At 73.4% G+C, this 24,961-nt stretch carries 20 protein-coding genes; 7 read left to right on the top strand and 13 right to left on the bottom strand.

Going from position 1 to position 24,961, the window contains the following annotated elements; genetic code table 11:
- Window positions 1–256: 256 nt before the first annotated feature.
- Both JOE43_RS04840 and purD read right to left on the bottom strand, forming a co-directional pair.
- Entirely contained in the window at window positions 257–1,159 is a 903-nt protein-coding gene (locus JOE43_RS04840; protein WP_209515228.1) for a phosphoribosylaminoimidazolesuccinocarboxamide synthase, read from the bottom strand.
- On the bottom strand, window positions 1,156–2,433 hold the full coding sequence (purD, locus tag JOE43_RS04845) for a phosphoribosylamine--glycine ligase (protein ID WP_209515230.1): 1,278 nt from the start codon (window positions 2,431–2,433) through the stop codon (window positions 1,156–1,158). Before purD ends, JOE43_RS04840 begins: the two co-directional genes overlap by 4 nt.
- Before the next feature lie 64 nt (window positions 2,434–2,497).
- On the opposite strand from purD, the gene JOE43_RS04850 reads away from it, so the two are divergent.
- A complete protein-coding gene (locus JOE43_RS04850; RefSeq protein ID WP_056051822.1) occupies window positions 2,498–2,878 on the top strand; it encodes a sterol carrier family protein in 381 nt (126 codons plus the stop codon).
- Window positions 2,879–2,940: 62 nt separating this feature from the next.
- Window positions 2,941–3,366: a hypothetical protein gene (locus JOE43_RS04855; RefSeq protein ID WP_209515232.1), complete on the top strand. Its 426-nt coding sequence runs from the start codon at window positions 2,941–2,943 to the stop codon at window positions 3,364–3,366.
- Between the two features lie 14 nt (window positions 3,367–3,380).
- Here JOE43_RS04855 and JOE43_RS04860 read toward each other — a convergent pair whose 3' ends face one another.
- From JOE43_RS04860 to purF, 3 genes are all read right to left on the bottom strand, one after another.
- The gene (locus JOE43_RS04860; protein ID WP_209515234.1) at window positions 3,381–4,955 is read right to left on the bottom strand and encodes a transporter; all 1,575 of its coding nucleotides are present in this window, start codon (window positions 4,953–4,955) and stop codon (window positions 3,381–3,383) included.
- Window positions 4,937–5,779, bottom strand: coding sequence for an ABC transporter ATP-binding protein (locus JOE43_RS04865; RefSeq protein ID WP_209515236.1), 843 nt, complete (start codon window positions 5,777–5,779; stop codon window positions 4,937–4,939). The genes JOE43_RS04860 and JOE43_RS04865 overlap by 19 nt, the downstream gene beginning before the upstream one ends.
- 89 nt (window positions 5,780–5,868) lie before the next feature.
- Window positions 5,869–7,329: an amidophosphoribosyltransferase gene (purF, locus tag JOE43_RS04870; RefSeq protein WP_056051828.1), complete on the bottom strand. Its 1,461-nt coding sequence runs from the start codon at window positions 7,327–7,329 to the stop codon at window positions 5,869–5,871.
- Window positions 7,330–7,400: 71 nt separating this feature from the next.
- On the opposite strand from purF, the gene purM reads away from it, so the two are divergent.
- Both purM and JOE43_RS04880 read left to right on the top strand, forming a co-directional pair.
- Window positions 7,401–8,525, top strand: a complete 1,125-nt coding sequence (purM, locus tag JOE43_RS04875) for a phosphoribosylformylglycinamidine cyclo-ligase (protein WP_185231091.1) — start codon at window positions 7,401–7,403, stop codon at window positions 8,523–8,525.
- A gap of 352 nt (window positions 8,526–8,877) precedes the next feature.
- Window positions 8,878–9,069: a hypothetical protein gene (locus JOE43_RS04880; protein WP_209515238.1), complete on the top strand. Its 192-nt coding sequence runs from the start codon at window positions 8,878–8,880 to the stop codon at window positions 9,067–9,069.
- A gap of 25 nt (window positions 9,070–9,094) precedes the next feature.
- On the opposite strand, the gene JOE43_RS04885 is transcribed toward JOE43_RS04880, so the two are convergent.
- The 6 genes from JOE43_RS04885 to JOE43_RS04910 form a co-directional block, all read right to left on the bottom strand.
- Window positions 9,095–9,442, bottom strand: coding sequence for a VOC family protein (locus JOE43_RS04885; RefSeq protein ID WP_209515240.1), 348 nt, complete (start codon window positions 9,440–9,442; stop codon window positions 9,095–9,097).
- 45 nt (window positions 9,443–9,487) lie between these two features.
- Entirely contained in the window at window positions 9,488–9,688 is a 201-nt protein-coding gene (locus JOE43_RS04890) for a DUF3073 domain-containing protein (RefSeq protein WP_209515242.1), read from the bottom strand.
- A gap of 155 nt (window positions 9,689–9,843) precedes the next feature.
- Complete coding sequence (locus JOE43_RS04895; protein WP_209515243.1) at window positions 9,844–11,868, bottom strand: glycogen debranching N-terminal domain-containing protein; 2,025 nt, start codon at window positions 11,866–11,868, stop codon at window positions 9,844–9,846.
- A gap of 49 nt (window positions 11,869–11,917) precedes the next feature.
- Window positions 11,918–12,844: a carbohydrate ABC transporter permease gene (locus JOE43_RS04900; protein ID WP_209515245.1), complete on the bottom strand. Its 927-nt coding sequence runs from the start codon at window positions 12,842–12,844 to the stop codon at window positions 11,918–11,920.
- Window positions 12,841–13,929, bottom strand: a complete 1,089-nt coding sequence (locus JOE43_RS04905) for a carbohydrate ABC transporter permease (protein WP_209515247.1) — start codon at window positions 13,927–13,929, stop codon at window positions 12,841–12,843. The genes JOE43_RS04900 and JOE43_RS04905 overlap by 4 nt, the downstream gene beginning before the upstream one ends.
- 9 nt (window positions 13,930–13,938) lie before the next feature.
- Window positions 13,939–15,207: an extracellular solute-binding protein gene (locus JOE43_RS04910; protein WP_209515250.1), complete on the bottom strand. Its 1,269-nt coding sequence runs from the start codon at window positions 15,205–15,207 to the stop codon at window positions 13,939–13,941.
- Window positions 15,208–15,431: 224 nt separating this feature from the next.
- On the opposite strand from JOE43_RS04910, the gene JOE43_RS04915 reads away from it, so the two are divergent.
- Window positions 15,432–16,475 (top strand): LacI family DNA-binding transcriptional regulator, encoded by a 1,044-nt coding sequence (locus JOE43_RS04915; RefSeq protein WP_307803245.1) that lies wholly within the window; start codon window positions 15,432–15,434, stop codon window positions 16,473–16,475.
- A gap of 323 nt (window positions 16,476–16,798) precedes the next feature.
- Here the strand turns inward: JOE43_RS04915 and JOE43_RS04920 are convergent, their stop codons facing one another.
- Both JOE43_RS04920 and JOE43_RS04925 read right to left on the bottom strand, forming a co-directional pair.
- On the bottom strand, window positions 16,799–19,060 hold the full coding sequence (locus JOE43_RS04920; protein WP_245187348.1) for an APC family permease: 2,262 nt from the start codon (window positions 19,058–19,060) through the stop codon (window positions 16,799–16,801).
- 140 nt (window positions 19,061–19,200) lie between these two features.
- Entirely contained in the window at window positions 19,201–19,938 is a 738-nt protein-coding gene (locus JOE43_RS04925) for a YitT family protein (protein WP_209515255.1), read from the bottom strand.
- A 62-nt stretch (window positions 19,939–20,000) separates the two neighbouring features.
- On the opposite strand from JOE43_RS04925, the gene JOE43_RS04930 reads away from it, so the two are divergent.
- Both JOE43_RS04930 and JOE43_RS04935 read left to right on the top strand, forming a co-directional pair.
- A complete protein-coding gene (locus tag JOE43_RS04930) occupies window positions 20,001–21,500 on the top strand; it encodes a PLP-dependent aminotransferase family protein (protein ID WP_209515257.1) in 1,500 nt (499 codons plus the stop codon).
- Between the two features lie 92 nt (window positions 21,501–21,592).
- A complete protein-coding gene (locus tag JOE43_RS04935) occupies window positions 21,593–24,829 on the top strand; it encodes an efflux RND transporter permease subunit (RefSeq protein ID WP_209515258.1) in 3,237 nt (1,078 codons plus the stop codon).
- Window positions 24,830–24,961: the final 132 nt, after the last annotated feature.

Consider the following 24,961-nt stretch of genomic DNA (forward strand, 5'->3'; position numbering starts at 1 on the left):
GCCGGGGAGTCGCGGGTCGGCTCGGGCGCCGAGGTCTCGTCGGTCATGGGTCGCTCCCTGTGTCGGGGCGCGGCACCGGAGTCGATGACGCGTCACCGACCTGCAACCGCGGGGTGGGCGTGGGGATTCCCGTCGCCGCCGCCCGAGGCCCCGCGACGTGGCTCGCGCGATCGAGGTGACGCTACCGGGGCGCTCGGCGGCGGGGAGGGCCCCGGGAGGGGCGCCTCGACGATGCCGGGCGGCTGACGCCGGGCGGCTAGCGGCCGGTCAGGCGCTCGATCAGCTCGCGGTAGCGCGCGGCGGTCCGCTGGACGATCTCGGCGGGCAGCTCGGGCGGGGTGCCTTCGCCGTCCCAGTTCGCCGACAGCCAGTCGCGCACGATCTGCTTGTCGAAGCTCGCGGTGCGGTCGCCCGACGAGTACGCCTCGGCGTCCCAGTACCGGCTGCTGTCGCTCGTGAGCACCTCGTCGCCGAGGGTCAGCTCGCCCGTCGACCGGTCGGCCCCGAACTCGAACTTCGTGTCGGCGAGCACGACGCCGCGGGCCTCGGCGACGACCGCCGCGCGCCGGTAGATCTCGAGCGACGTGTCGCGGAGGGCGGCGGCGACCTCGGGCCCGACGAGCTCGACGGTGCGCTCGAACGAGATGTTCTCGTCGTGCTCGCCCAGCGGCGCCTTGTAGGCCGGCGTGTAGATCGGCTCGGGGAGCCGGTCGCCGCTCTGCAGGCCGGTCGGCAGCACGACGCCGCAGACGGTGCCGTGCTCGCGGTACTCGGCCCAGCCGCTGCCGACGAGGTAGCCCCGCACGACGCACTCGACCGGGTACATGTCGAGCGGCGCCACCAGCATCGCGCGGTCGCGCACCTGCTCGGGCAGCGTCACCGGCGCCGTCGTCGGGTCGACGAGGTGGTTCGGCACGCCGTCGAGCTGCGCGAACCACCAGAGGCTCAGCTGCGTGAGCAGGGCGCCCTTGCCGGGGATGCCGGGCTCGAGCACGTGGTCGTAGGCGCTGACGCGGTCGGAGGCGACGACCAGCAGGTGGCTGGTGTCGTCGAGCGTCGCGACGTCGCCGACCGAGTCGACCACCGGCGCGGGCACGTAGAGGTCGCGCACCTTGCCGGAGTACGCGTGGCTCCAGCCGGGCAGGTCGAGCGCGCTCACCGGGCGCCGCCCGTGACCCGCGCGGCGATGTCGGTCCGGTGCTGCGAGCCCTCGAGCCGGATGCGCGAGACGGCCTCGTAGACCCGGCCCCGCGCCTCCTCGAAGTCCTTCCCCTCGGCCACGACGCTGAGCACGCGCCCGCCGGTGGCGATCAGCCGGTCGTCGAGCCGCGCGGTGGCGGCGTGCGTCACGTGAACCCCCGCGACGGCCAGGGCGTCGTCGAGCCCCGTGATCTCGCGCCCGCTGACGACGGCCTCGGGGTAGCCCTCGCTCGCCAGCACCACGGTCACGGCGGGCGTCGGCACGAAGCGCGGAGCCTCGTGGTTGCCGAGCGACCCGGTCGCCGCCGCGAGCAGCAGGCCGCTCAGCGGGGTGACGAGACGGGGCAGCACGACCTGCGTCTCGGGGTCGCCGAAGCGCGCGTTGAACTCGATCACCCGCACGCCCTGCTCGGTGAGGATGAGCCCGGCGTAGAGCAGGCCGATGAACGGGGTGCCCTCGTGCTCGAGCTGGCGCACGGTCGGCGTCGCGACGGTGTCGAGCACCTCGTCGACGAAGTCCTTCTCGCTGCCGAAGCGGTCGGCGAGCCAGGGCAGCGGCGAGTACGCGCCCATGCCGCCCGTGTTCGGGCCCTCGTCGCCGTCGCGCAGGCGCTTCGAGTCCTGTGCGGGGCTGAGCGGCACGACGGTGTGGCCGTCGCTGAGGAAGAAGAGCGAGACCTCCGGGCCCTCGAGGTGCTCCTCGACGAGCACGGAGCCGTGCTGCAGCCAGTAGGTGACGTGCTCGACGGCGGCGTCGCGGTCGGAGGTGACGAGCACGCCCTTGCCCGCGGCGAGCCCGTCGGCCTTGACGACGTAGGGGGCGCCGAACTCGTCGAGCACGGTGACCGCCTCGTCGAGGGTGCCGACCCGGGTGGCCCGGCCGGTGGGGACGCCCGCGGCGTCCATGACGCGCTTGGCGAAGGTCTTGCTGCCCTCGAGGGCCGCGGCCGCCTTGCCGGGGCCGAAGACCGGGATGCCGCGCGAGCGGAGCGGGTCGGCCACGCCCGCGACGAGAGGCGCCTCCGGGCCGACGACCACGAGCTCGACGTCGTTCTCGAGCGCGTACTCGGTGACGACCGCGCCGTTCGAGGGGTCGAGGTGCACCACCTCGACCTGCTCGGCGATGCCGGCGTTGCCGGGGGCGACGACGATCTCGTGCCCCGCGTCTTCGCGCAGCAGGGCGGTGATGATGGCGTGCTCGCGAGCACCGGAGCCGAGGACGAGGATTCGCACGCGCCGATCCTACCCAGTGGGCAGTCCGGGCACCCTCGGCTCCCGCCCGTATAGGTTGAGCGGCATGGCCAAGGCGAGGATCGACGACGGCACCGGCGCGGCCGCCGTGCGTGAGGCCCAGACGGCGCTCGCCGAGGGCGCGCAGCCCTCCCGCGTGGTCACCGCGACCGCGGTCCGCTGGCTGCTGCAGGTGCTCGCCGACGGCGAGCCCGGCGCCACGGTGGAGGTGCGGGTGCCGCCCTGGGGAGCGGTGCAGTTCCGCGAGGGGCTCAGCCACACCCGCGGCACCCCGCCCAACGTCGTCGAGACCGACCCCGCGACCTTCATCCGCCTCGCCACCGGAGCGCTCACCTGGCAGGAGGCCGTCGATCAGGCCCTCGTCTCGGCCTCGGGCAGCCGCGCGGACCTCACCGGCTACGTGCCGGTCCGCCTGCCCCGGAGCTGACGACCGCTCGGCACCGAGACACCGGGCGTGCACGCGGCCCCGGCTCTGGGAGAATGGCCGACGTGACCCGCGCACCCGACTCCCCGCAGCAGCCCGACGCCGACGCCTCGGCGGTCGACGCCCCGGGAGTCGACGCCCCCACGGTCGGCGGCCCCGCGGTCGACGCCCCGGTGGTCGACGACCGCTCGCACGACGAGGTCAGCGTGCGCCGGGCCCCGAAGATCTCGGTCTTCCTCATCGTCGGCGCGACGGCGGGCGTCGTGGTCTCGTTGATCGTCACGTCGCTCTTCCCGTTCGACGAGGGCGAGGGCATCGCCTCGACCTACGGCTACTTCGCGCTGTGGGGCCTGACCTTCGGCGGTGCGGTCGGCGCCACGGTCGCGATCATCGCCGACCGCAGCTCGATCCGCCGCGCCAAGCGCGTGCGGGCCGAGCGCGAGAGCGTCGACGCTCCCGACGAGCCCGCCGTGGAGGGTGAGCTCGAGTAGAGCCCCCTCGCGGGTCAGGAGCCGGAGGCGCGCCGCAGCCGGGCGAGCAGCTCCGGCCCGCGCTGGTCGAGCGACCGTCCGCCCCGCACGACGCCCACCACGACGAGCGCCCCACCGAGCAGCACGCCCACGACCAACGCCACGACCCCGAGCAGCAAGCTGCCCTGGGCCAGCGCGACGAGCCCCAGCGCGATCTCGGGCAACGCGAACGCGAACGACAGCGCCCACGCCGCGTACATGCCGAGCGCCGACGTGAGGCTCGCGCCCTGCGGCGACTTGAACGGGCTCTCGCCCGCCGCGGGCACCGGCATCAGGAAGCGGGTCGACGCCACGCTCGAGACCCCGAAGCCGGTGAGCATGACGCCCAGGCCGATGCCGAGCAGCGCGGGCGCCTTCGCCAGCTCGCCGAGCACGGCGAGCGGCACGAGCGTCGCGACCACCACCACGGGCACCGCGAAGAGCGAGAGCGTGATGACGCGCCCCGCCCGGTCGGCACGGCCGGAGACCCCGGTCGACAGGTGCGCGGCGAACGCGGTGCCGTCGTACGAGACGTCGGCGCACAGGGTCACGGCGAGCAGGGCCGCGATGCCCGGCCCGAGCGCGTAGAGCAGCCAGTCGCTGCCCGTCGTCGCGGCGAGGAAGACCGCGAGCACCGGCAGCAGCGGCACGATCACGAGCGAGCCGCCGTAGCGCGGGTCGCGCAGCCAGTAGACGGCCGTGCGGGCCGCGACGGCGCCGGTCGGCGTCGCCGGGAACCACCGGAACGGGCCGAGGCCCTTCGAGCGACCTGAGGCGGCCGCGCCCGGAGACGAGACCAGCGCGGCCCGCAGCCCGACGCGCCAGAGCAGCAGCAGCACGGCCAGGGTGGCGAGGGCGATCAGGGCCTTGACCCCCGCCTCCCCGGGGCGGCCCAGGGCGAGGTCGCCGGGCACCGACCAGACGGCCCCGAGGGGCGTGAACGACAGGACCCCGGCGATCTGCGGCAGGTCGTCGCGCAGGCTCGAGAGGCCCGTGCCCGCCAGCGCGATCAACGGCCCGGCGAGGATGAGCGGCACGAAGACGAGAACGCCCATCACTTCGCGGTAGCGCCGGTGGGCGCCGAGCGAGCTGGTCAGCGACTCGAGCGCCCGCGACGCGGCGATGCACGTGAGCACCCCGACGACGCCGCAGACGACGGCGGTGAGCAGCGACAGCGGGTGCCGCCACCAGCTCAGCCCGGTCGCGACACCGGCGACGAGGGTGACGAGCCCCGGCACACCGAGCACCCCGCACGCCAGCAGGGCCACGAGGAGGCGGTCGGCCGGCAGCGGGAACGCCCGCAGCTTCGAGATCGCGAGCGTCTGGTCGACGCCGCGCAGCAGCAGCGGCACGACGACCCAGCCGAGCACGGCGACCGAGCCGCCCAGAACGCCTACCGTCCACGCCCAGGTCTCGGGCGCGAACGACAGCGCGAACAGCCCGCCGACGAGGAGGGCGAGGACGCCGAGGCCGTAGAGGAGCCCGATGATCGCGGCGATCAGCTGCCAGGTGCTGCGACGGAACCCGTTCAGCATCACCCGCCAGCGCAGGCTCAGGAGGTGCGCAACCACGAGGGCCCCTGTGCGTGCTGACGGCCGCCGACGAGCTCGACGAAGCGGTCTTCGAGGCTCGAGCCGGCGCGCACCTCGTCGGTCGTGCCCGCCGCGAGCACGCGGCCCGACGACACGACGGCGACGTGGTCGCACATGCGCTGCACGAGGTCCATCGAGTGGCTCGAGACGATGACGGTGCCGCCGCCCTCGACGTAGCCGTGGAGGATGTCGCGGATGTTCGCCGCCGAGACCGGGTCGACCGACTCGAACGGCTCGTCGAGCACGAGGAGGCGCGGGGCGTGGACGAGCGCGCAGGCCAGCGCCACCTTCTTGGTCATGCCCGCGGAGTAGTCGACGACGAGCGTGCCGCCCGCCTCGCGGAGGTCGAGCAGGTCGAGCAGGTCGCCGACGCGGAGGGCGGTCGTCGCGCGGTCCATCCCGTTGAGGAGGCCGTGGTACGTCACGAGCTGCTCGCCGGTCAGCCGGTCGAACAGGGCGACGCCGTCGCTCAGCACGCCGACGAGCGACTTGGCGCGGACGGGGTCGCTCCACACGTCCGTGCCGAGCACCTCGATGGTGCCGGCGTCGGGGCGCAGCAGGCCGGTCGCCATCGACAGGGTGGTCGTCTTGCCGGCGCCGTTCGGGCCGACCAGCCCGTAGAAGGAGCCGAGCGGGACCGTGAGGTCGAGGCCGTCGACGGCCACCTTGGGGCCGAACGCCTTGCGGAGGCCGGCGATGCGGAGGGCCGGGGCGGCGCCGGGGGCCGGGGCCTTCTCGGGGACCGCGGGCGGGCGCACGGTCGCTGTCTCGTCGGGGGGCACGGGGGAGCCGAGGTCGCTCATGGGCACGAGCCTATTGACGACGGCTCGGGTCGGCCACCGTCTCGTGGGGGAGGCGCGGCCGCCCAGGCCGACCCGCGCCTCCCTCACGGTCAGCTGAGCTGGTTCGCCTCGACCCAGGCCAGGTACTCGGGGGTGACCGAGCCGGTGACGTAGTCGCCGGTGAAGCAGCTCATCTCGAGGTCGACGACGTCGCTGCCCTCGGTGATGGCGCTCCGCATGTCTTCCACCTCCTGGTAGATGAGGTGGTCGGCGCCGAGCTCGCGCGCGATCTCGGGGATCTTGCGGTCGTGGGCGATGAGCTCGTGCCGGGTCGGCATGTTGATGCCGTAGACGTGCGGGTAGCGCACGGGAGGGGCGGCGGAGGTGAAGGTGACCTCGTTCGCCCCGGCGGCGCGGGCCATCTCGACGATCTCGCGCGAGGTCGTTCCGCGCACGATGGAGTCGTCGACGATGAGGATGTTCTTGCCCTTGAACTCGCTCGACATGGCGTTGAGCTTCTGGCGCACCGAGCGCTTGCGCTCCGCCTGCCCGGGCATGATGAAGGTGCGGCCCACGTAGCGGTTCTTGTAGAACCCCTCGCGGTACTCGATGCCGAGCTTGCGGGCGACCTGCATCGCGGCGGGCCGCGACGAGTCGGGGATCGGCATGACCACGTCGATGTCGCCCGTCGGGGCGTAGGTCGCGATCGTGTCGGCGAGGCGGTCGCCGAGGCGGAGGCGGGCGTCGTAGACCGAGATGCCGTTCATCACGGAGTCGGGCCGGGCCAGGTAGACGTACTCGAACGAGCAGGGCACGAGGCGCGGCGCCGCGTGGCACTGCTTCGAGACCATCTCGCCGTCGAGCGAGACGAACACGGCCTCGCCCGGGGCGACGTCGCGGACGATCTCGTAGCCGCCCGACTCGAGCACGAGCGACTCGCTCGCGACGATCCACTCGTCGCGCTGCCCGTCGGCGGCCTTGCGGCGGCCGAGCACCAGCGGACGGATGCCGAACGGGTCGCGGAACGCGAGCAGGCCGTGGCCGGCGATCATCGCGATCGCGGCGTACGAGCCCTGCACCCGGTCGTGGACCCGGGTGACCGCGGCGAAGATCTGCTCGGGGTCGAGGTCGGTGCCGTTGACCTGCTCCTGCAGCTCGTGGGCGAGCACGTTCACGAGCAGCTCGGTGTCGCTGTTCGTGTTGAGGTGCCGGCGGTCGACGTGGAAGAGCTCGCTCGTCAGCTCACGCGTGTTCGTGAGGTTGCCGTTGTGCACGAGGACGATGCCGTAGGGGGCGTTCACGTAGAACGGCTGCGCCTCCTGCTCGTTCGTCGCCGCGCCCTTCGTGGCGTAGCGGACGTGGCCGAGGCCCATCGTGCCGAGCAGTGCCCGCATGTCACGCGTGCGGAAGCCCTCGCGGACCTGCCCCTTGGTCTTGTGCACGTGGAAGATGCCGCGCTCGGCGGTCGCGATGCCGGTGCTGTCCTGCCCGCGGTGCTGCAGCAGGAGGAGGGAGTCGTAGACGAGTTGATTTGCTGGCTCGTGCGCGACGAGACCGACGATGCCGCACATGCGGATCTGGCTCCAGACCGTAGAGTTGGGGTTACTGCGTCAGTCTGCCACGACACCGAACGGATGAACGAATGGTGACCTCCCCTGCCCCCTCGAGCAGCGCCTCCTACGCGGCGGCGGGGGTCGACACCGCCGCGGGCGACCGTGCCGTCGAGCTGATGAAGGCGGCCGTCAGCGCCACCCACGGGCCCGGCGTCGTCGGCGGGGTGGGCGGCTTCGCGGGCATGTTCGACGTGTCGTTCCTCAAGGACTACGACCGGCCGCTGCTCGCCACCTCGACCGACGGCGTCGGCACGAAGGTCGCCATCGCGCAGGCCCTCGACAAGCACGACACCATCGGGCAGGACCTCGTGGGCATGGTCGTCGACGACATCGTCGTCGTCGGCGCCCGCCCCCTCGTGATGACCGACTACATCGCCTGCGGCCGCGTCGTGCCCGCCCGCATCGCGTCGATCGTCGAGGGCATCGCCCGCGCCTGCTCGGAGACCGGCACCGCCCTCGTCGGCGGCGAGACCGCCGAGCACCCCGGCCTGCTCGGCCCCGACGACTACGACGTCGCCGGCGCCGCGGTGGGCGTCGTCGAGGCCGGCTCGCAGCTCGGCGAGCACCTCGTCGTCGACGGCGACGTCGTGCTGGCCCTCGCGTCGTCGGGGCTGCACTCGAACGGCTTCTCGCTCGTGCGCCACATCCTCGCCTCGCGCGACCTCGGCTACACCGACAGCGTCGACGAGCTCTCGGGCACCCTCGGCGAGGCCCTGCTCGAGCCCACCCGCCTCTACACCGCGCCCCTGCTGCGCGTGCTCGACGACCCGGCGCTCGCCGGGGCCGTGCACTCGCTCAGCCACGTCACCGGCGGCGGCATCGCCGCGAACCTCGCCCGCGTGCTGCCGCGCGGCTCGTGGACGGAGGTCGACCGCACCACCTGGTCGCCCGCGCCCGTCTTCCGCGTGCTCAGCGAGCTCGCCGGCTCGACGCTCGAGTCGAGCGAGGGCACCTGGAACCTCGGCATCGGCATGATCGCCGTCGTCGCGGCCGACCGTGCCGCCGCCGTGACCGCGGCCCTCGCCGCGGACGGCGTCGAGACGTGGCAGGTCGGCACGGTCGCCACGTCGACCCGCGACCTGAGCGGCTTCGAGCAGGGCGCCAAGGGCGTCGACGGCGGCGCCGTGCGGCTCGTGGGGGCGTACGCGGGCTGAGGCGGTGCGGGTCGGGGTCGGCTCGGGGTCGGTCGAGGTCGCTGCTCGCTCACCCGCGACTCCCCTTTTCTGCAAATGCCGACCGCAGAGCCTGCAATGCGGAGGAATCCGGGTACCAGAGGGGCTCTGGGGGCGGAATGGTCGGCATGTGCCCCGAGGAGGCGCGGGTCGGGTCGGCGGGGCCGGTCAGGGGAGACGGGGCGGCCGGGGGCCGCGAGGCGGTGGCTGATCGCCGCGGGCGGCCGAGGACGCGGGTGCGGCGGCGGGCGTCGCGCCGTAGGATCAGCGCACGCCCTCCGGGGCGCGACCCGACGACGACGTCGGGACGGACGACGAAGGAGTCGACCAGATCATGACCACGCACCCGCACGCCCTGCCCGCTCGCTCGACCCGCGCCTCCCGGGTTCCGGGCGCCCCGGCTGCTCGTCGCCCCGGCTACACGCCGGTGCGGAGCAGCCGCCGCGTCGCCGTCGTCACCGCGACGGGCCTCGTCGCCGTCGTCGCCGTGGGGCTGCTGCCGGTGCTCGCCCAGCTCGTCGGCTAGGGACCGCTGGCCGGCTTCGCGCCGGTCAGAGGACGCAGAACTCGTTGCCCTCGGGGTCGGCGAGTACGACCCACGACGGGTCGACCTGACCGACGTCGACGCGCGTCGCGCCGAGCCCGATCAGACGGTCGACCTCGGCGGCCTGCTCGTCGCGGCTGTCGGGCCGGAAGTCGAGGTGCAGCCGGTCTTTCACGGTCTTGGGCTCGTCGACGTGCACGAACAGGAGGCCCGGCAGCACGTCGGGCGCGGGCCGGATCTCGGGCTCGTCGTCGCCCGTCGAGACGACCACCCAGCCGAGGGCCTCGGCCCACCACGCGGCGAGGGCGGCGGGGTCGCTCGAGTCGACGACCACTTGTTCCCAGGTGAGGGCCATGTCGGTCAGCCTCGTCGTCTCAGGTCGCGCTCGTGAGCCGTCGGCTCAGGCGCTCTTGTCGTGCTCGTGGCCGGCGTCGTACTCGTCGTCGACGAAGTCGTCGGCCCACTTGTCGACGTACTCGTCACCCGAGTCGCTCTTCGTGGCGAGTTCTTTCTCGAGCTCACCGTAGTTGGTGTCAGGGCTGAAGTACTTCAGCTCTCTGGCGACCTTGGTGTGCTTGGCTTTCTGACGGCCGCGCCCCATGCGTGACCCCCTCTGCTCTCGGCCCGGAAACGGTGTCGGACGAACCGGGTACAGCCGACAGATGACAGTTGCAAAACTGGACACGATCTTATCACGGGGCCCCGCCGCCCCCGTCCCCCCGAGCGGGTGCTCCGTCGGGGGCCCGGGGGCGGTCGTCAGCGGGGCGGCGCGACGTCGTGGGTGGCCGCCCAGACCGCGACGGCGGCCGCCGCGGACCACGCCTGCGGGCGGCACGACGCCGGGTAGGGCACCGGCGCCGGCACCTCGCCGCGGTCGTCGCCGGAGTGCAGCTCGGGCATGCGGTGGTCGAACGACGGCGCCGCCGCGAGCAGGCCCTCGGCGAGCGTCCGCGCCTCGTCGGCGAAGCCCGCGCGCGCGAGGCCCGAGACCGCGACGGCGGTGTCGTGCGTCCACACGCTGCCCCCGTGGTAGCTCAGGGGCCAGAACCCCGCGGCGTCGCTCGACAGGGTGCGGAGCCCGAAGCCGGCCGCCAGCTCGGGCGAGACGAGCCGGGCGGCGACCAGCGCCTCCTCGTGCTCGTCGAGCAGGCCGGTGCCGAGCAGGTGGCCCAGGTTGCTCGTGACGGTGTCGACCGGCCGCTTGGCCGCGTCGAGCGCGATGGCCGGGTAGGCCCCGGCCGCGTCGGAGACCCAGAAGGAGGCGCGGAACCGGTCGCGCAGGCGCGCCGCCCACGCGCGCCAGGCGTCGCCCCCGTCGCGCCCGAAGTGGTCGAGCAGGTCGGCGCCGTGCACCGCCGCCTCGTAGGCGTACGCCTGGACCTCGCAGAGCGCGATCGGCCCCTCGGCCAGGCGGCCGTCGTGCCACTGGACGCTGTCGCCGCTGTCCTTCCAGCCCTGGTTGGCGAGGCCGTGCCCCGTCTCGTCGACGTACTCGAGCAGGCCGTCGCCGTCGCTGTCGCCGCTGTCGCGCATCCAGGCGAGGGCCGCCTCCGCCGCGGGCAGCAGCGCCTCGACCTCGGCGTCGGGCAGGCCCCAGCGCCACGCGTCGTGCAGCAGGCAGACCCAGAGCGGGGTCGCGTCGACCGTGCCGTAGTAGAGCGGAGGCAGGCTGACGCCCTCGCCGGGGATGGTGAGGGTCTGCTGCCGCAGCTCGTGCATCACCTTGCCCGGCTGCTCGGCGGTGTCGGGCACGGAGGCGGTGCCCTGCAGGCGCGCGAGGGCCCGGAGCGTGCCCGCCGCGACGGTGCGGTCGAGCGGCAGGGTGAAGCGGGCCGCCCAGATCGAGTCCCGCCCGAAGAGCGTGAAGAACCACGGCGCCCCGGCCGCGTAGAACACGTCGCCGGGCTCGTCGGCGGTCGTCAGCCGCAGCGCCGCGAGGTCGTCGTGCGCCCGGTCGAGCCACCGGGCCAGGCGGTCGTCGCGCGGCGCCGGGTCGGGCTCGGCCCAGGCGAACGGGCCCGCGACGCCGGCGACGACGGGGGAGGGGCGCGACGCGGTGAGGGCGAGGGCGACCGAGGCCGAGGCCCGGGGCGGGACCACCAGCCGCCACGTGGTCACGAGACGGGTGCCGTCGTGCTGCACCGCGCCTCCGGCACCGCCGTCGACGCCGGCCGCGTCGAGGGAGACGGCGACGCCGTCGGAGGTCCAGGAGGCGCGGGCCCCGTCGCCCGCCACCGTCACGTCGTCGGGGCGCCCGCCCCGCAGCCCGGCCTTGACCAGCTCGAGGGGGGCGGCGTCGGGCCGCAGCGCGAGCGCGACGGTCAGCGTCAGCTCCCGGTCGAGCCTCGACGTCACGGTCAGGCGGTCCCGGAGGGCGCCGACGTCGACCGAGCGCAGCACCGAGAGGCGGACCCCGGGGTCGGCTCCGCGGTCGTCGACGCCGCGCAGCAGCGACTCGACCCGCAGCGTCGACGCGTCGACGGCGACCGTGGCGACGGTCTCGGGCACGCGCCCGTCGACCGTCAGCGTCAGCTCGTCGACGAGGCGCACGTCGCCGAGGTAGAAGCCGTGCACCGCGGCCCGGCCCATCGTGCCGTCGTCGGACGACCAGGCCTGCGCCGGGGCACGGAGCACGACGGTCTCGGCGGCGAGGAAGGGCTGCAGGCCGGGGTGATCGGCGCTCGCCCGGTCGTCAGGCCTGGTTCGGTGCTCGGTGCCGGCCGGGTCGGCGGCTCCGTCGCGCTGGTCGGCGGGGCGGGGGCGGGCGGCGGTCTCGGTCATGTCGGTGCTCCGGGGGTCGGGGCGGGCGTCGGGCGGGGGCCTGCGGGGCTCACTCCTTCACCGCGCCGTCGCTGGCGTTCATGATGCGGCGCTGGAAGACGAAGAACACGAGCGCGACGGGCACGGTCATGATCGCCGCGGCGGCCAGCTTGATCGGGTACTGCGACCCCTGGCTGAGCTGCCCGGAGGCGAGGCTCGCGACGCCCTTGGTGAGGGTCGTCAGCTGGGGGGACTGGGTCGAGACGATGAAGTGCGAGAGCTCGTTCCACGAGCCCTGGAACGACAGGATGATGATCGTCACGAGGGCGGGCCGCGCCATCGGCAGCACGATCGACCAGAAGACCCGGAAGGTGCCGGCTCCGTCGATGCGCGCCTGCTCCTCGACGCTGCGGGGGATCGACTCGAAGAAGTTCTTCATGATGAAGACGCCCGCCGCGTCGGTCAGCAGCGGCACGATCATGCCCGAGTACGAGTCGTACATGCCGAGCTGGTTGATGACGAGGAACTTCGGGATGAGCAGCACGACGGTCGGCACCGCCATCACGCCGACGAGCAGCACGAAGATGAGGCCACGCCCCCGGAACTGCAGCCGGGCCAGGGCGTACCCCGCGAGCGAGTTGAAGAACACGCGCCCGGCCGTCACGAAGACCGTGACGACGGCCGAGTTGGCGAACCAGGTCGGGAAGTCGCTGTTGAGGAACAGCTGCCGGTACGCCGCCGTGGTCGCCGTCGCCGGGATGAGCGAGAGCGGGTCGGAGGCGGCCTCGGGGTCGGTCTTGAACGACGTCGCGACGTTGATGAGGAACGGTGCGATGTAGATCACCGCGATCACGATCAGCACCGCGTAGAGCACCGAGGTGCCGGCCACCCGGGCCGAGCTGCGCCGGGGCCGGCCCGCAGGGCGGGGAGCGGCGGGAGGCGCGGCGAGGGGGGAGGTCGCGGGAGTCGCGCCCTCGAGGGGCAGCGTCGCGGTCATCGCCCGGCTCCTGTCGTGTAGAGCGCCGTGCGGCGCGTCGAGACGGCGCGCTCGCGGAGCACGATGCGCTGCAGGATCGTGAGCGCGACGATGATGACGAAGAGCACGAAGGCGATGGCGGCGCCGCGGCCCCACTCCTGGTCGCTGAAGGCCGAGGTGTACGAGAGGTACGCCGGCGTGAGGGTCGTCTTCTGCGGCCCGCCCTGCGTGCCGGTGTAGATCTGGTCGAAGACCTGCCAGGTGCCGATGAGGCCGAGGGTCAGCACGGTGAAGAGCGTGGGGCGGAGCTGCGGGAGGGTGATGCTCCAGAAGCGCTGCCAGCCGTTCGCGCCGTCCATCATCGCGGCCTCCTGCACGTCGCCGCCGAGGTTCTGCAGCGCCGCGAGGAAGAGCAGCATGAACGTGCCGCTGGTCGTGAAGACGGCCATGAGGATGAAGGCCGACATGGCGACGGAGGGGCCCGCGAGCCAGTCCCAGAGGGTCACGCCGAGCGCGGTGTGCTCGGCGAGGAAGGCCGGCGGGCGGGTCACGCCGACGAGCCCGAGCAGGTTGTGGAGCACCCCGCTCGCGTCGTTGAACCAGGCCGGGCCCGTGATGCCGACGAACGACAGCACCTTGTTGACCGCCCCGCTCTGCGAGAAGAGGAAGAGCCAGAGCACGGTGATCGCGACCGAGCTGGTCACCGACGGGAAGTAGAAGGCGGTGCGGAAGAAGCCGCGCCCGCGCAGCACCTGCCGGTTCACCAGCACGGCCAGCAGCAGCGAGACCGCCGTCTGGATCGGCACGACGAGCAGCACGTACCAGGCGTTGTTGCGGAGGCTGATGCCGAAGTCGCGCTCGGCGAGGCCGCCGCCCGAGAGGAGCTCGCGGTAGTTGTCGAGCCCGACGAAGCCGACGCCGGCGGCGAAGGGCGACCCCCGGCCCGTCCAGTCGGAGACGCTGACCCAGAGGGCCATGAGCACCGGGACGGCGAGGAACAGGCCCAGGATCACCAGGATCGGGGCGACGAACAGCCAGCCCGAGAGGCTCTCCCCCCGCGTCGCGGCGCTGCGGCGACGCGGGGGCTTCGTGACGACGGCGGTCATGGTCGGCGCCTAGTCGAGGATCGCGGCGAAGTTCTGCTGCGCGGACTCGAGGATCGTCGCCGGGTCGCCGTCCTCGAGCCCCGCGAGCTGCGAGTTGAAGTCGGCGATGACCGCGGCGGAGCCGTCCTGCGTCGGCACGCCCTGGGCGAACTCGACGGAGTCGAGGAAGGCGGCCTCGTCGGGGTTCGCGGACTTCCACTCCTCGGCGGCGGACTCGATCGACGGCATGACGCCGAAGGCGTCGGCGAAGGCCAGCTGCTGGTCGGTGCCCGTGAGCTGCTCGACCAGCGCGACCGCCGCCTCCTGGTTGGGGCTGTCGGCCGCGATGCCCCAGCAGTTCGTGAACTGGAGCGTGCCCTGGCCGCCGGGGCCGGCGGGCAGCTCGGCCACCCGGTACGACACGTCGGGGTAGTCGGCGCTCATCGCGCCGGCGATCCAGTTGCCCTCGATGGTCATCGCCGCGGCGCCGGTGCCGAAGGCCTCGCCGCCCCAGCCCGCGCCGAGGTCGCTCGAGTACGCGGCGTCGCCGCTCGCGAGGAGCTCCTGCACGTAGGTGAGCGCCTCGACGTTCTCGTCCGAGTCGAGGGTCGCATCGGTGCCGTCCGCGGTCGTCACGGTGCCGCCGGCCTGCGCCATGAAGGCGCCGACGCGGGCGTACTCGGGGCTGAACGCGAGGCCGACGTGGTCGGCCGTGGTGAGCTGGGCGGCGACCTCGCGGAGGCCGTCCCAGTCGGTGGGCACGTCGGCGTCGGTGAGGCCGGCCGCGGCCCACATGTCGTCGTTGATGATGAGGCCGAGGGTCGAGAAGTCCTTCGGGGCGCAGTAGAACTGGTCGTCGACGGTGAAGCTGTCGACGAGGGCGGGGTAGAAGTCGTCGGCGTTGCTGAGGCGGTCGCCGTAGGCGAGCAGGCTGCCGTTGCCGGCGAAGCCCGCGAGGGCGTCGGTGGAGAGGTAGAAGACGTCGGCCGGCTCGCCGGAGGCGAAGCCCTGGCTCAGCTGCTGCGGCAGGTCGGAGGCGACGCTCACCTCGGCGCCCGTGCCCGAGTCGGAGGACCAGGCGGCCACCGCGTCGGTGACGGCGGTCGCCTCGGCGTCGCCGCTGGCGGCGATGAGCACGCTGAGCGCGTCGTCGCTCGAGGTCAGCTCGCCGGAGGCCCCGGCCCCGTCGGAGCCGTCGGAGGTGTCGCTGAAGCCGGAGCCGCCGCAGGCGGTGAGTCCGAGCACGGAGATCGTGGTGAGGGCGGCGGCTGCTGCCAGCCGGGCGGTGCGTCGTTGCATGAGGGGCCTCTCGTCGCGTCGTTGCGAGGTGGTGCGGTCGGGGGTGCTGTCGGGGTGCTGTCGGGGTGCTGCCTTGATCGTTCATATTTGATCGATCAAATCGGTGTCGCCAGAGTAGGCAGCGGCCCTCGCGGCTGTCAAGCACGACCGCGCGGAGCGGACGACGCGCTGGGGTAGCGTGACGGCAGGCCGGTCAGCGGGGCGGGCCGGGAGCGGAGGTGGGCGTGCCCTCGGTGCCGACACCGCGACTCCCCACGGTCAGCGACGTGGCCGAGGCGGCCGGCGTCTCGCGACAGACCGTGTCGAACGTGCTGAACGCCCCCGCCGTCGTGCGCCCCGACACCCGCGGCCGGGTCGAGAAGGCCATCGCCGACCTCGGCTACCGCCCGCACGCCTCGGCCCGTCGGCTGCGCACGCGGAAGAGCTCCACCATCGGCATCCGCCTCGACCCGGTGCAGAACGGCATCTCGGGCGCCGTGCTCGACAGGTTCCTGCACGCGGTGACGGAGCAGGCCGACCGGCGCGGCTACCGGATCCTGCTCTACACGGCCGCGAGCCCCGCCGACGAGATCGCCCAGTTCGGCCGGCTGCTCGACGGGGCCGACGTCGACGGCTTCGTGCTCACCTCGACCTCGTTCGACGACCCCCGCACCGAGTGGCTGATCGCGGCCGGCGCCGAGTTCGTCACCTTCGGCCGCCCCTGGGGGCTCGACGACGTCGACGACCCCCGGCACCGCTGGGTCGACGTCGACGGGCGCCACGGCATCGGGTCGGCGACCCGGTCGCTGCTCGACGACGGGGCGCGGCGCATCGCCTTCGTGGGCTGGCCCGCCGAGTCGGGGGCGGGCAACGACCGGAGGCGCGGCTGGCGCGAGGCGATGGCGGCGGGGTCGGGGCTGCCGTCGGCGGCCCTCGACGCGCTCGACCTGCACCTCGAGGACTCCGTGGCGGTCGCGGCGGCGGCGGTGCGCGAGCTGCTCGACGCCGGCGAGCTCGACGCCGTCGTGTGCGCCAGCGACACCCTCGCGCTCGGGGCCTCGACGGTCGTCGGCCCCCGCGTGCGCGTCGTCGGCTACGACGACACCCCGGTGGCGGCGGCGCTCGGCTTCTCGAGCGTGCAGCAGCCCCTCGAGGAGGTCGCGACAGCCGCCCTGGAGCTGCTGCTCGACGGTGCGGCCGGTGCTGACGGGCGCGGTGGCGCGGTCGGCGCGGCCGGCGCGGCGGCGGGTCGTCACCGCTTGCTGCGGCCGCGGACGGTGTGGCGCTAGGGGCTGACGACGCGGGCGGGTGCCGGGGGCGGGCCCCGTGCCTCCCGGGGGTGCCTGACCTGATCGGAGAGGGATCCGGGACGGACGGCCGCTGATGTGCCGGACTCCGGTGCGGACAGCGCCGATCACTCTCATGTCGGGACGGTCGGCGGGGGGCAGGGGGAAATGCCGACCATCGGGCCCGTGAGGGAGCTCTGGTACCCGACTTTCGCGGTGTTGCAGGGCCCGCGGTCGGCATCTGCCACAGGTGAGCCGGGGAGGCGCGGAGCGGCGCCTCGGGGAGGCGCGAGCCGGCGAAGGGACGCAGTGCCGCGCAGCCGCCGCTAGCGCTTGCGGCGGGAGGCGGAGCCGCCGGGGCTGTTGCGCGCCGTGGAGCGCGCCTTGCGGGCGGCCTTGGCGGCGGCGCTCCGCGAGCCCTTGCCCTTGCCCGCAGGGGCGCCGGTCGAGCCGGCCCCCGCGGCACCGTAGGGCGACGCGGGAGTGCGGACGGAGCCGGTGTCGGTCGTCAGCGGCTCGGCCAGCCCGAGGCCGACGGCACCGCCCTCGACGGCCGCGCCGGCCCGGCCAGCCGGACCCGCGCCTCCGGTGCCCTGGCCCTCGCCGGCGGAGACGGGCGCCAGCGGCTTGCGCGGCAGGGGTCGGATGGGCTCGCCGCGACGGTCCTGCCCGGGCACCGGCCGCGAGCGACGGCCGTAGAGCACCTCGGACGAGTCGAGCAGCCACGGCACCAGCGAGATGGTGACGCCGTGCACGAGCATGAGCTTCTGGCGGATGCGACGGCTCTTGTGGTTGTGCAGCGCCGCCTCCCACCAGTGGCCGACGATGTAGATCGGCGTGTAGACAGTCACGACCTCGCTGCCGTGCTCCTCGCGGTGCGCCTTGATGTACTTGATCAGCGGCATGCTGATGTCTCTGTACGGCGAGGGCACGATGCGCAGCGGCACCTCGATGTTCTGCTCCGCCCACTGCCGCTGCAGCCGCGCGGTCGAGTCGTCGTCGATGCCGACGTGGATCGCCTCGAGCGACTCGTGCCGCGCCGCGATGGCGTAGTCGAGGGCCTTGAGCACGGGCTTCTGCATCGTGCCGACCAGCACGATCGCGTGGTCGCCGTGCGAGCCGAACTGCGTCGTCGCGTCGGGCTCGATCTCGACCAGCACGTCGCGGTAGTAGCGGTTCACCCCGAGCATCAGCGTGAACAGGATCGGCATGATGACGAAGACGAGCCAGGCTCCGTGCGTGAACTTCGTCACCGTCACGACGATCAGCACCGAGGCCGTCAGCAGCGCCCCGAAGGCGTTGATGCCGCGGGCGCGGTACACGGCGCCGCGGTCGGCGCAGCCCTCGCGCAGCATGCGGGTCCAGTGCACGACCATGCCGGTCTGCCCGAGCGTGAACGACACGAAGACGCCGATGATGTAGAGCTGGATCAGGCCGGTGACGCTGGCCTGGTACACGAGCAGGATGGCGCAGGCCACCAGGGCCAGCACGATGACGCCGTTCGAGTAGATCAGGCGGTCGCCGCGCGTGTTGAGCGCCTTCGGCGCGTACTGGTCGCGGGCGAGGATCGAGCCGAGCAGCGGGAACCCGTTGAACGCCGTGTTGGCCGCGAGCAGCAGCACCGCCGCCGTGCACGCCTGGATCAGGTAGAAGGGCACGCCGAACAGCGAGCCGCCGAACACCGCGCTCGCGATCTGCGCGATGAGGCTGCGCTGCGGCGTGCCCTCGCAGTCGACGAAGCCCTGCAGGTCGCAGGCGTCCTCGGCGTAGTGCACCTTCGCGATCAGCGCGACGGCGACGAGGCCGGCGAACAGCACGATGGCGATGCCGCCCATCAGCACGAGGGTCTTCTGGGCGTTCTGCACCTTGGGGCGACGGAAGGCCGGCACGCCGTTGGCGATCGCCTCGACCCCGGTCAGCGCCGAGCAGCCGCTCGAGAACGCGCGGAGCAGCAGCAGGATGAACGCCGCCTGCGTCAGCTGGTCGGCTTGCACGGTGTACTCGGCGCTCTCGGCCACGGGCGGGTCGCCGAGGGCCGTGCGTACCAGGGCGATCACGATCATCACGAAGACGCTCGACACGAAGAGGTAGGTCGGCACGGCGAACGCCTTGCTCGACTCGCGGACGCCCCGCAGGTTCACCGCGGCCAGCACGATGACGAAGAAGATCGCCAGCTCGACCCGGATCGGCGCCAGCTCGGGCACCGCCGAGATGATGTTGTCGACGCCGGAGGCGACCGACACGGCGACCGTCATGACGTAGTCGACCAGGAGCGCGGAGGCCACGACGAGGCCGGCCTTCTCGCCGAGGTTGCGGTGGGCGACCTCGTAGTCGCCGCCTCCCGACGGGTAGGCCTTGATCAGCTGGCGGTACGACGCGACGACCACGAGCAGCAGCACGACGACCGCGACCGCGACCCACGGCGCGAGGGTGAGGAACCCCAGGCCGCCGATCAGCAGGATCATCAGGAGCTCCTGCGGCGCGTACGCCACCGAGCTCAACGGGTCGCTGGCGAAGATCGGCAGCGCGAGGTGCTTCGGCAGCAGCTGCCCCTCGAGCTTCTCGGAGGGGAGGGGTTCGCCGATCAGCCACCGCTTCGGCGACCGGACGTCGTCAGTCACGAGCGGCGACTCTACTCCGCGGCGAGGGACTGTCAACTCGGCGGCGACGCCGTTCATTCCCGATCCGTGCCTCGGGCTCCGAACCGTCTCGTACCGGGGCTCCGGGCTCAGGGGAGGCGCGCCTCCGGCAGGTCGGCGACAGGCGTCGAGGAGTCGCGGGTCGGCGCCCCGGGGGAGGCCGCGGCCGGCGTCACGGCGGGCGGCGCGCCCGGGGCCTCGGCCGCCGGGCGGCGTCGGGCCAGCGCGGGGATGGTCACGGCGACCATCGGGCCGATCAGCAGCGCCTCGAGGGCCGTGCCGATGCCGACCTGGCCGCCGAGGAGCCAGCCGATCGCGAGCACCGTCACCTCGATCACGGTGCGCGCGACGCCGATCCGCCAGCCCAGCCGCCGGTTGAGGCCGAGCATCAGGCCGTCGCGCGGGCCGGGGCCGTGGTCGGCGCTGATGTAGAGGCCGCTCGCCACGGCGAGCAGGGCGAGGCCGAGGGCGAAGGTGAGGCCCTGGGCCCACCACGCGGTCTGCTCGGGCAGCACCCGCAGCACGACGTCGGCGACGGGGCCGATCGTGATCGTGTTCGCGACCGTGCCGAACCGGACCCGCTGGCGGAGCGGGATCCACGCGAGCAGCACGAGCACGCTCGTCGCGACGACCACCACCCCGTACGAGAGGCCGGTCTGCGCGACGATGCCGGTCGACAGGACGTCCCACGGGGCGAGCCCGATGCCGGCCCGGACCATCAGCGCGAGGGCGACCCCGTAGAGGACGAGCCCGACGGCGAGGCGCGCGAGGCGCTCGAGGTGGTCGCGGCGGCGGCGAGCGGTCAGGGGGAGGCGGGGGTGCAGCACATCGACGATCCAATCGGTCAGGTGGACTGGTCGCAAGGTGCCAATCGCCCTAGTGTGGCCGCATGACCACGGTGACCACCAGCGGACCGGCCGTCTCGTCGCGGGCCCTCGGCTCCCTGCTCGACTCGTGGCGCGCCTCCTCGGCACCCGGCTACGCCGCGCTGGCGGACCGCGTCCGGCTGCTGGTCGTGGACGGACGGCTGCCCGTCGGCACGCGCCTGCCGAGCGAGCGCGACCTGTCGGCCCACCTCGGGGTCAGCCGCACCACCGTCGCCGCCGCGTACGCGTCGCTGCGCGAGACCGGGCACGTGCAGAGCGTGCGCGGCAGCGGCAGCACCGTCCGGCTGCCGGCCCGCACGAGCCTGCCGCGGGCCTCGTCGTCGGCCGGGCTGCTCGACCTCACGAAGGCCGCGCTGCCCGCCGTCGACGGCATCGCCGAGGCCGCCCAGCGCGCCGCCGCGAGCATCGGCGGCTACCTCGCCGACAGCGGGTACGACACCGTCGGCCGCCCGGTGCTGCGCGAGGCTATCGCCGAGCGCTACCGGGCCCGAGGCCTGCCGACCGACGCCGAGCAGATCGTCGTCACCCTCGGGGCGCAGCACGCCATCGCCCTGCTCGCCCGCGTGCTCGTCGGCCGCGGCGACCGCGCGGTCGTCGAGGCGCCGGGCTACCCGCACGCCTTCGAGGCGCTGCGCGGCGCGGGCGCCCGGCTCGCCCCCGTCAGCGTGACGGTGCGCGACGGGTGGGACGAGTCGGCCCTGATGCAGACTCTCCGGCGCACCAGCCCGACGATCGCCTACCTCATGCCCGACTTCCACAACCCGACCGGGGCGACCATGCCGGCCGACCAGCGCGTGCGCGTGCTCGAGGCCGCGGCGGACGAGGGCACGGTCGTCGTCGCGGACGAGACGATGGCGGAGCTGCGGATCGGGGGGCCGCTCGGTGTGGGCCCGCTCGGCGGGGGCTCCCTCGGGGGCGGGCACCGCGCCTCCTCGCCCCTGCCCTCGCCCCTGCCCATGGCGGCCTACGGGCCCGCCGTGCTCATCGGCTCGGCGGGCAAGTCGCTCTGGGGCGGGCTGCGGATCGGCTGGATCCGCGCCGAACGGCCCCTCGTCGACCGCCTGGTGCGGGCGCGGTCGGCGGGCGACCTCGGCACCCCGGTGCTCGAGCAGCTGATCGTGGCCGACCTGCTCGGCGACATGGAGGGGATCCTGGAGGCGCGGGCCGGCCAGCTGAGACGGGGTCGCGACCGCGTCGTGGCCGGGCTGCGCTCCGCGTTCCCCGGCTGGCAGGTGCCGTCGCCGGCCGGCGGGCTCACGACCTGGGTCGCCCTCGGGGCGCCCGTCAGCTCACAGCTCACCTTCGCGGCCCGGCAGCAGGGGCTGCTGCTCGCCGCGGGGCCCATGTTCGGCGTCGACGGCGCGTTCGAGAGGTTCCTCCGCGTGCCGTTCTCGTACCCCGACGACGAGACCGACCGGGCCCTCGCGGCGCTCGCCGCGGCGTGGGAGGGGATCGACGGCGTGCAGGTGCCCCGCGGGGCGGTGATGGCGGAGGTCGTGTAGCCGCGTTCCCAGAGAGACTGACGACAATGGAGGGGTGCACGACGTGCACGTCCTCCTCATCGGCCTTCACCAGCCACGTCTCCGGGAGCCCCGTGCACCTCCTCTCCGTCTTCAGCCTGCGCAACCGCGCCCTGATCGCCCTCGTCACCATCGTGGTCGCGGTCTTCGGCGGCATCGCCCTGACGAGCCTCAAGCAGGAGCTCGCGCCGAGCGTGCAGTTCCCCCAGATCGCGATCGTCAGCTCGTACCCCGGAGCGACCCCCGAGGTCGTCAACGACGACGTGTCGACGCCGATCGAGCAGGCGGTGCAGATCATCCCCGGGCTCGAGGGCACGACGGCCACGTCGAGCACCTCGCAGAGCACGGTGTCGGCCGAGTTCACCTACGGCACCGACCTGAACTCCGCCGAGCAGAAGATCCAGTCGGCGATCAACCGGCTCTCGCTGCCCGACTCGGTCGACACGCAGGTCGTCACGGGCAGCCTCGACGACCTCCCGGTGATCCAGATCGCCGTCACCGGCTACGACCAGGCCGACGCGCAGACCCTCGTCGACCGCCTCACCACCACGACCGTGCCCGACCTGCAGAAGCTCGACGGCGTGCGCGAGGCGTCGATCTACGGCGACGCGGGCCAGCGCGTCACCATCACGCCCGACCAGACGGCGCTCGCCGCGGCGGGCCTCACCGCCCAGGCCTTCCAGGACGCCCTCGACGCGAACGGCACGCTGATCCCCGGCGGCACGATCACCGAGAACGGCCAGACCCTCTCGATCCAGGCCGGTCAGCGCATCACGAGCACCGACCAGATCGCGGCCCTGCCGCTGCTCGGCGGGTCGGGCACCTCGCTCGTCACGATCGGCGACGTCGCCGACGTGCAGCTGACCAGCGCGCCCGTCACCTCGATCAGCCGCGTGAACGGGCAGGACGCCCTGACCGTGGCGGTCACCAAGACCCTCGACGCGAACACCGTCGACGTCTCCGAGATCGTCCGCGACGCCCTCCCGGGCCTCGCCACCGACCTCGGCGACGGCGTCGAGCTGACCGTCGTCTTCGACCAGGCGCCCTTCATCCAGCAGTCGATCGACAGCCTCGCGACCGAGGGCCTGCTCGGCCTCGCGTTCGCGGTCGTCGTCATCCTCGTCTTCCTGCTCTCGGTGCGGTCGACGATCGTCACCGCGATCAGCATCCCCACCAGCGTGCTGATCACCTTCATCGGGCTCCAGGCGGCGGGCTACACGCTCAACATCCTCACGCTCGGGGCGCTGACGATCGCCATCGGCCGCGTCGTCGACGACTCGATCGTCGTGATCGAGAACATCAAGCGGCACCTGACGGCGGGCACGGACCGGCTGCAGGCCATCTCGGTGGGCGTCCGCGAGGTCGCCGGCGCCATCACGGCGTCGACCGTCACGACCGTCGTGGTCTTCCTGCCGCTGGCGTTCGTCGGCAACATCACGGGCGAGCTGTTCCGGCCGTTCGCGCTGACGGTGACGATCGCGCTGATCGCCTCGCTGTTCGTGGCGCTGACGATCGTGCCGGTGCTGGCGTACTGGTTCCTGCGGGCGCCGAAGGCGCACAAGCACGCGGGCGGTGCTGGTGCTGGTGCGGGTGCTGGTGCTGGTGCGGGTGCTGGTGCGGGTGCTGGTGACGGCGTCGGCGCGGAGGCGCGGGTCGGCTCGCGGGAGCCGCTCACCACGGCCGCCTCCGACCCCACCGACCGGACCCCGCTCGACCGACTGCGTCGCGTCTACGTGCCGGTGCTGCGCGGGACGCTGCGCCGCCCCGTCGTCACGCTCCTCGCGGCGGCGCTCGTGCTGGTCGGGACGGGCGCCGTCATCCCCCTGATGAAGACGAACTTCCTGGGGTCGAGCGGGCAGAACACCTTCACGGTGACGCAGACCCTCGCCCCGGCGTCGAGCCTCGACACCCTCTCGACCGCGGCGACGCAGGTCGAGGACGTGCTCGAGGGCGTCGACGGCATCGACACCGTCCAGCTGACCATCGGCTCGAGCGGCACCTCGATCGCGAGCTTCTTCGGCGGCAGCGGCGACAGCACGGTGACGTACTCGATCACGACCGACGAGGACGCCGACCAGGAGGCCCTCCAGGCCGACGTCCGCTCGCAGCTCGACGGCGTCAGCGACGCGGGCACGATCGAGCTGGCGGCCTCGAGCGGCTTCGGCACGAACAACGACATCACCGTCGACGTCTCGGCGCCCGACCCCGACACCCTGCAGACCGCGACCGACGCCGTGCTGGCCGAGGTGCAGGACCTCCCCGGCACCGCCGAGGCGAGCTCGAACCTGCAGTCGGCCCAGCCGATCATCGGCGTCACCGTCGACCGCGACGCCGCGGCCCGGATCGGCCTCAGCGAGGTCGCCGTCGGCGGCATCGTCTCGCAGGCCGTGCAGGCGTTCCGCGTCGGCTCGGTCGAGATCGACGACAGCTCGGTCGACGTCTACACGCTCGACCCGACGCCGCCGGCGACGCTCGACGACCTCCGGGCGATCCAGCTGCCGAGCCCCACGGGCCCCGTCCGCCTCGACTCGGTCGCGACGGTCGACCAGAGCACCGGGCCGACCTCGGTGACGACGAAGGACGCCGTCCGCACCGCGACGGTCACCATCACCCCCTCGGGCGACGACCTGTCGAGCGCGGGCACCGAGGTCTCCGACGCGCTCGCCGACGTCTCGCTGCCGGCCGGAGCCGACGCGGTGGTCGGCGGGGCGACGGCCGACCAGGCGAACGCCTTCTCGCAGCTCGGCCTCGCGGTGCTGATCGCGATCCTGATCGTCTACATCGTCATGGTGGCGACCTTCCGCAGCCTGCTGCAGCCGCTCCTCCTGCTGGTGTCGATCCCGTTCGCGGCGACCGGGGCGATCCTGCTGCAGCTCGCCTCGGGAATCCCGCTCGGCGTCGCGTCGCTGATCGGCGTGCTGATGCTGGTGGGCATCGTGGTCACGAACGCCATCGTGCTGATCGACCTCGTCAACCAGTACCGCGAGAAGGGGCTGCGGGTGCGCGAGGCGCTGCTGGAGGGGGCGTCGCGACGTCTGCGGCCCATCCTCATGACGGCGACCGCGACGATCTTCGCCCTGACCCCGATGGCGCTCGGCATCACGGGCCACGGCGGGTTCATCTCGCAGCCGCTCGCGATCGTCGTCATCGGCGGACTGGTCTCGTCGACGGTGCTGACGCTGGTCGTGCTGCCGGTCATGTACTACCTCTACGAGCGGGTCGGCGAGCGTCGGGCCGACCGGGCGGCGGAGGGTGCCGGGGGTGCCGGCGGTGCCGGCGAGCGTGAGGCTGCGGGGGCGTCGCCGGCGTAGCTGGTCGTTCGTCGTGCCGAGGGCGCCGTGCCACCGAGAGGTGGGGCGGCGCCCTTCGCCGTGCGGGGGCGCACGGGGGATGCGCGCCGCGCCCTGAGTCGCGCTCGGAATGCGAGAGGGATCTGATCGGGG

It is taken from the genome of Frigoribacterium sp. PvP121 (genome assembly GCF_017833115.1).
Lineage (GTDB): Bacteria > Actinomycetota > Actinomycetes > Actinomycetales > Microbacteriaceae > Frigoribacterium > Frigoribacterium endophyticum.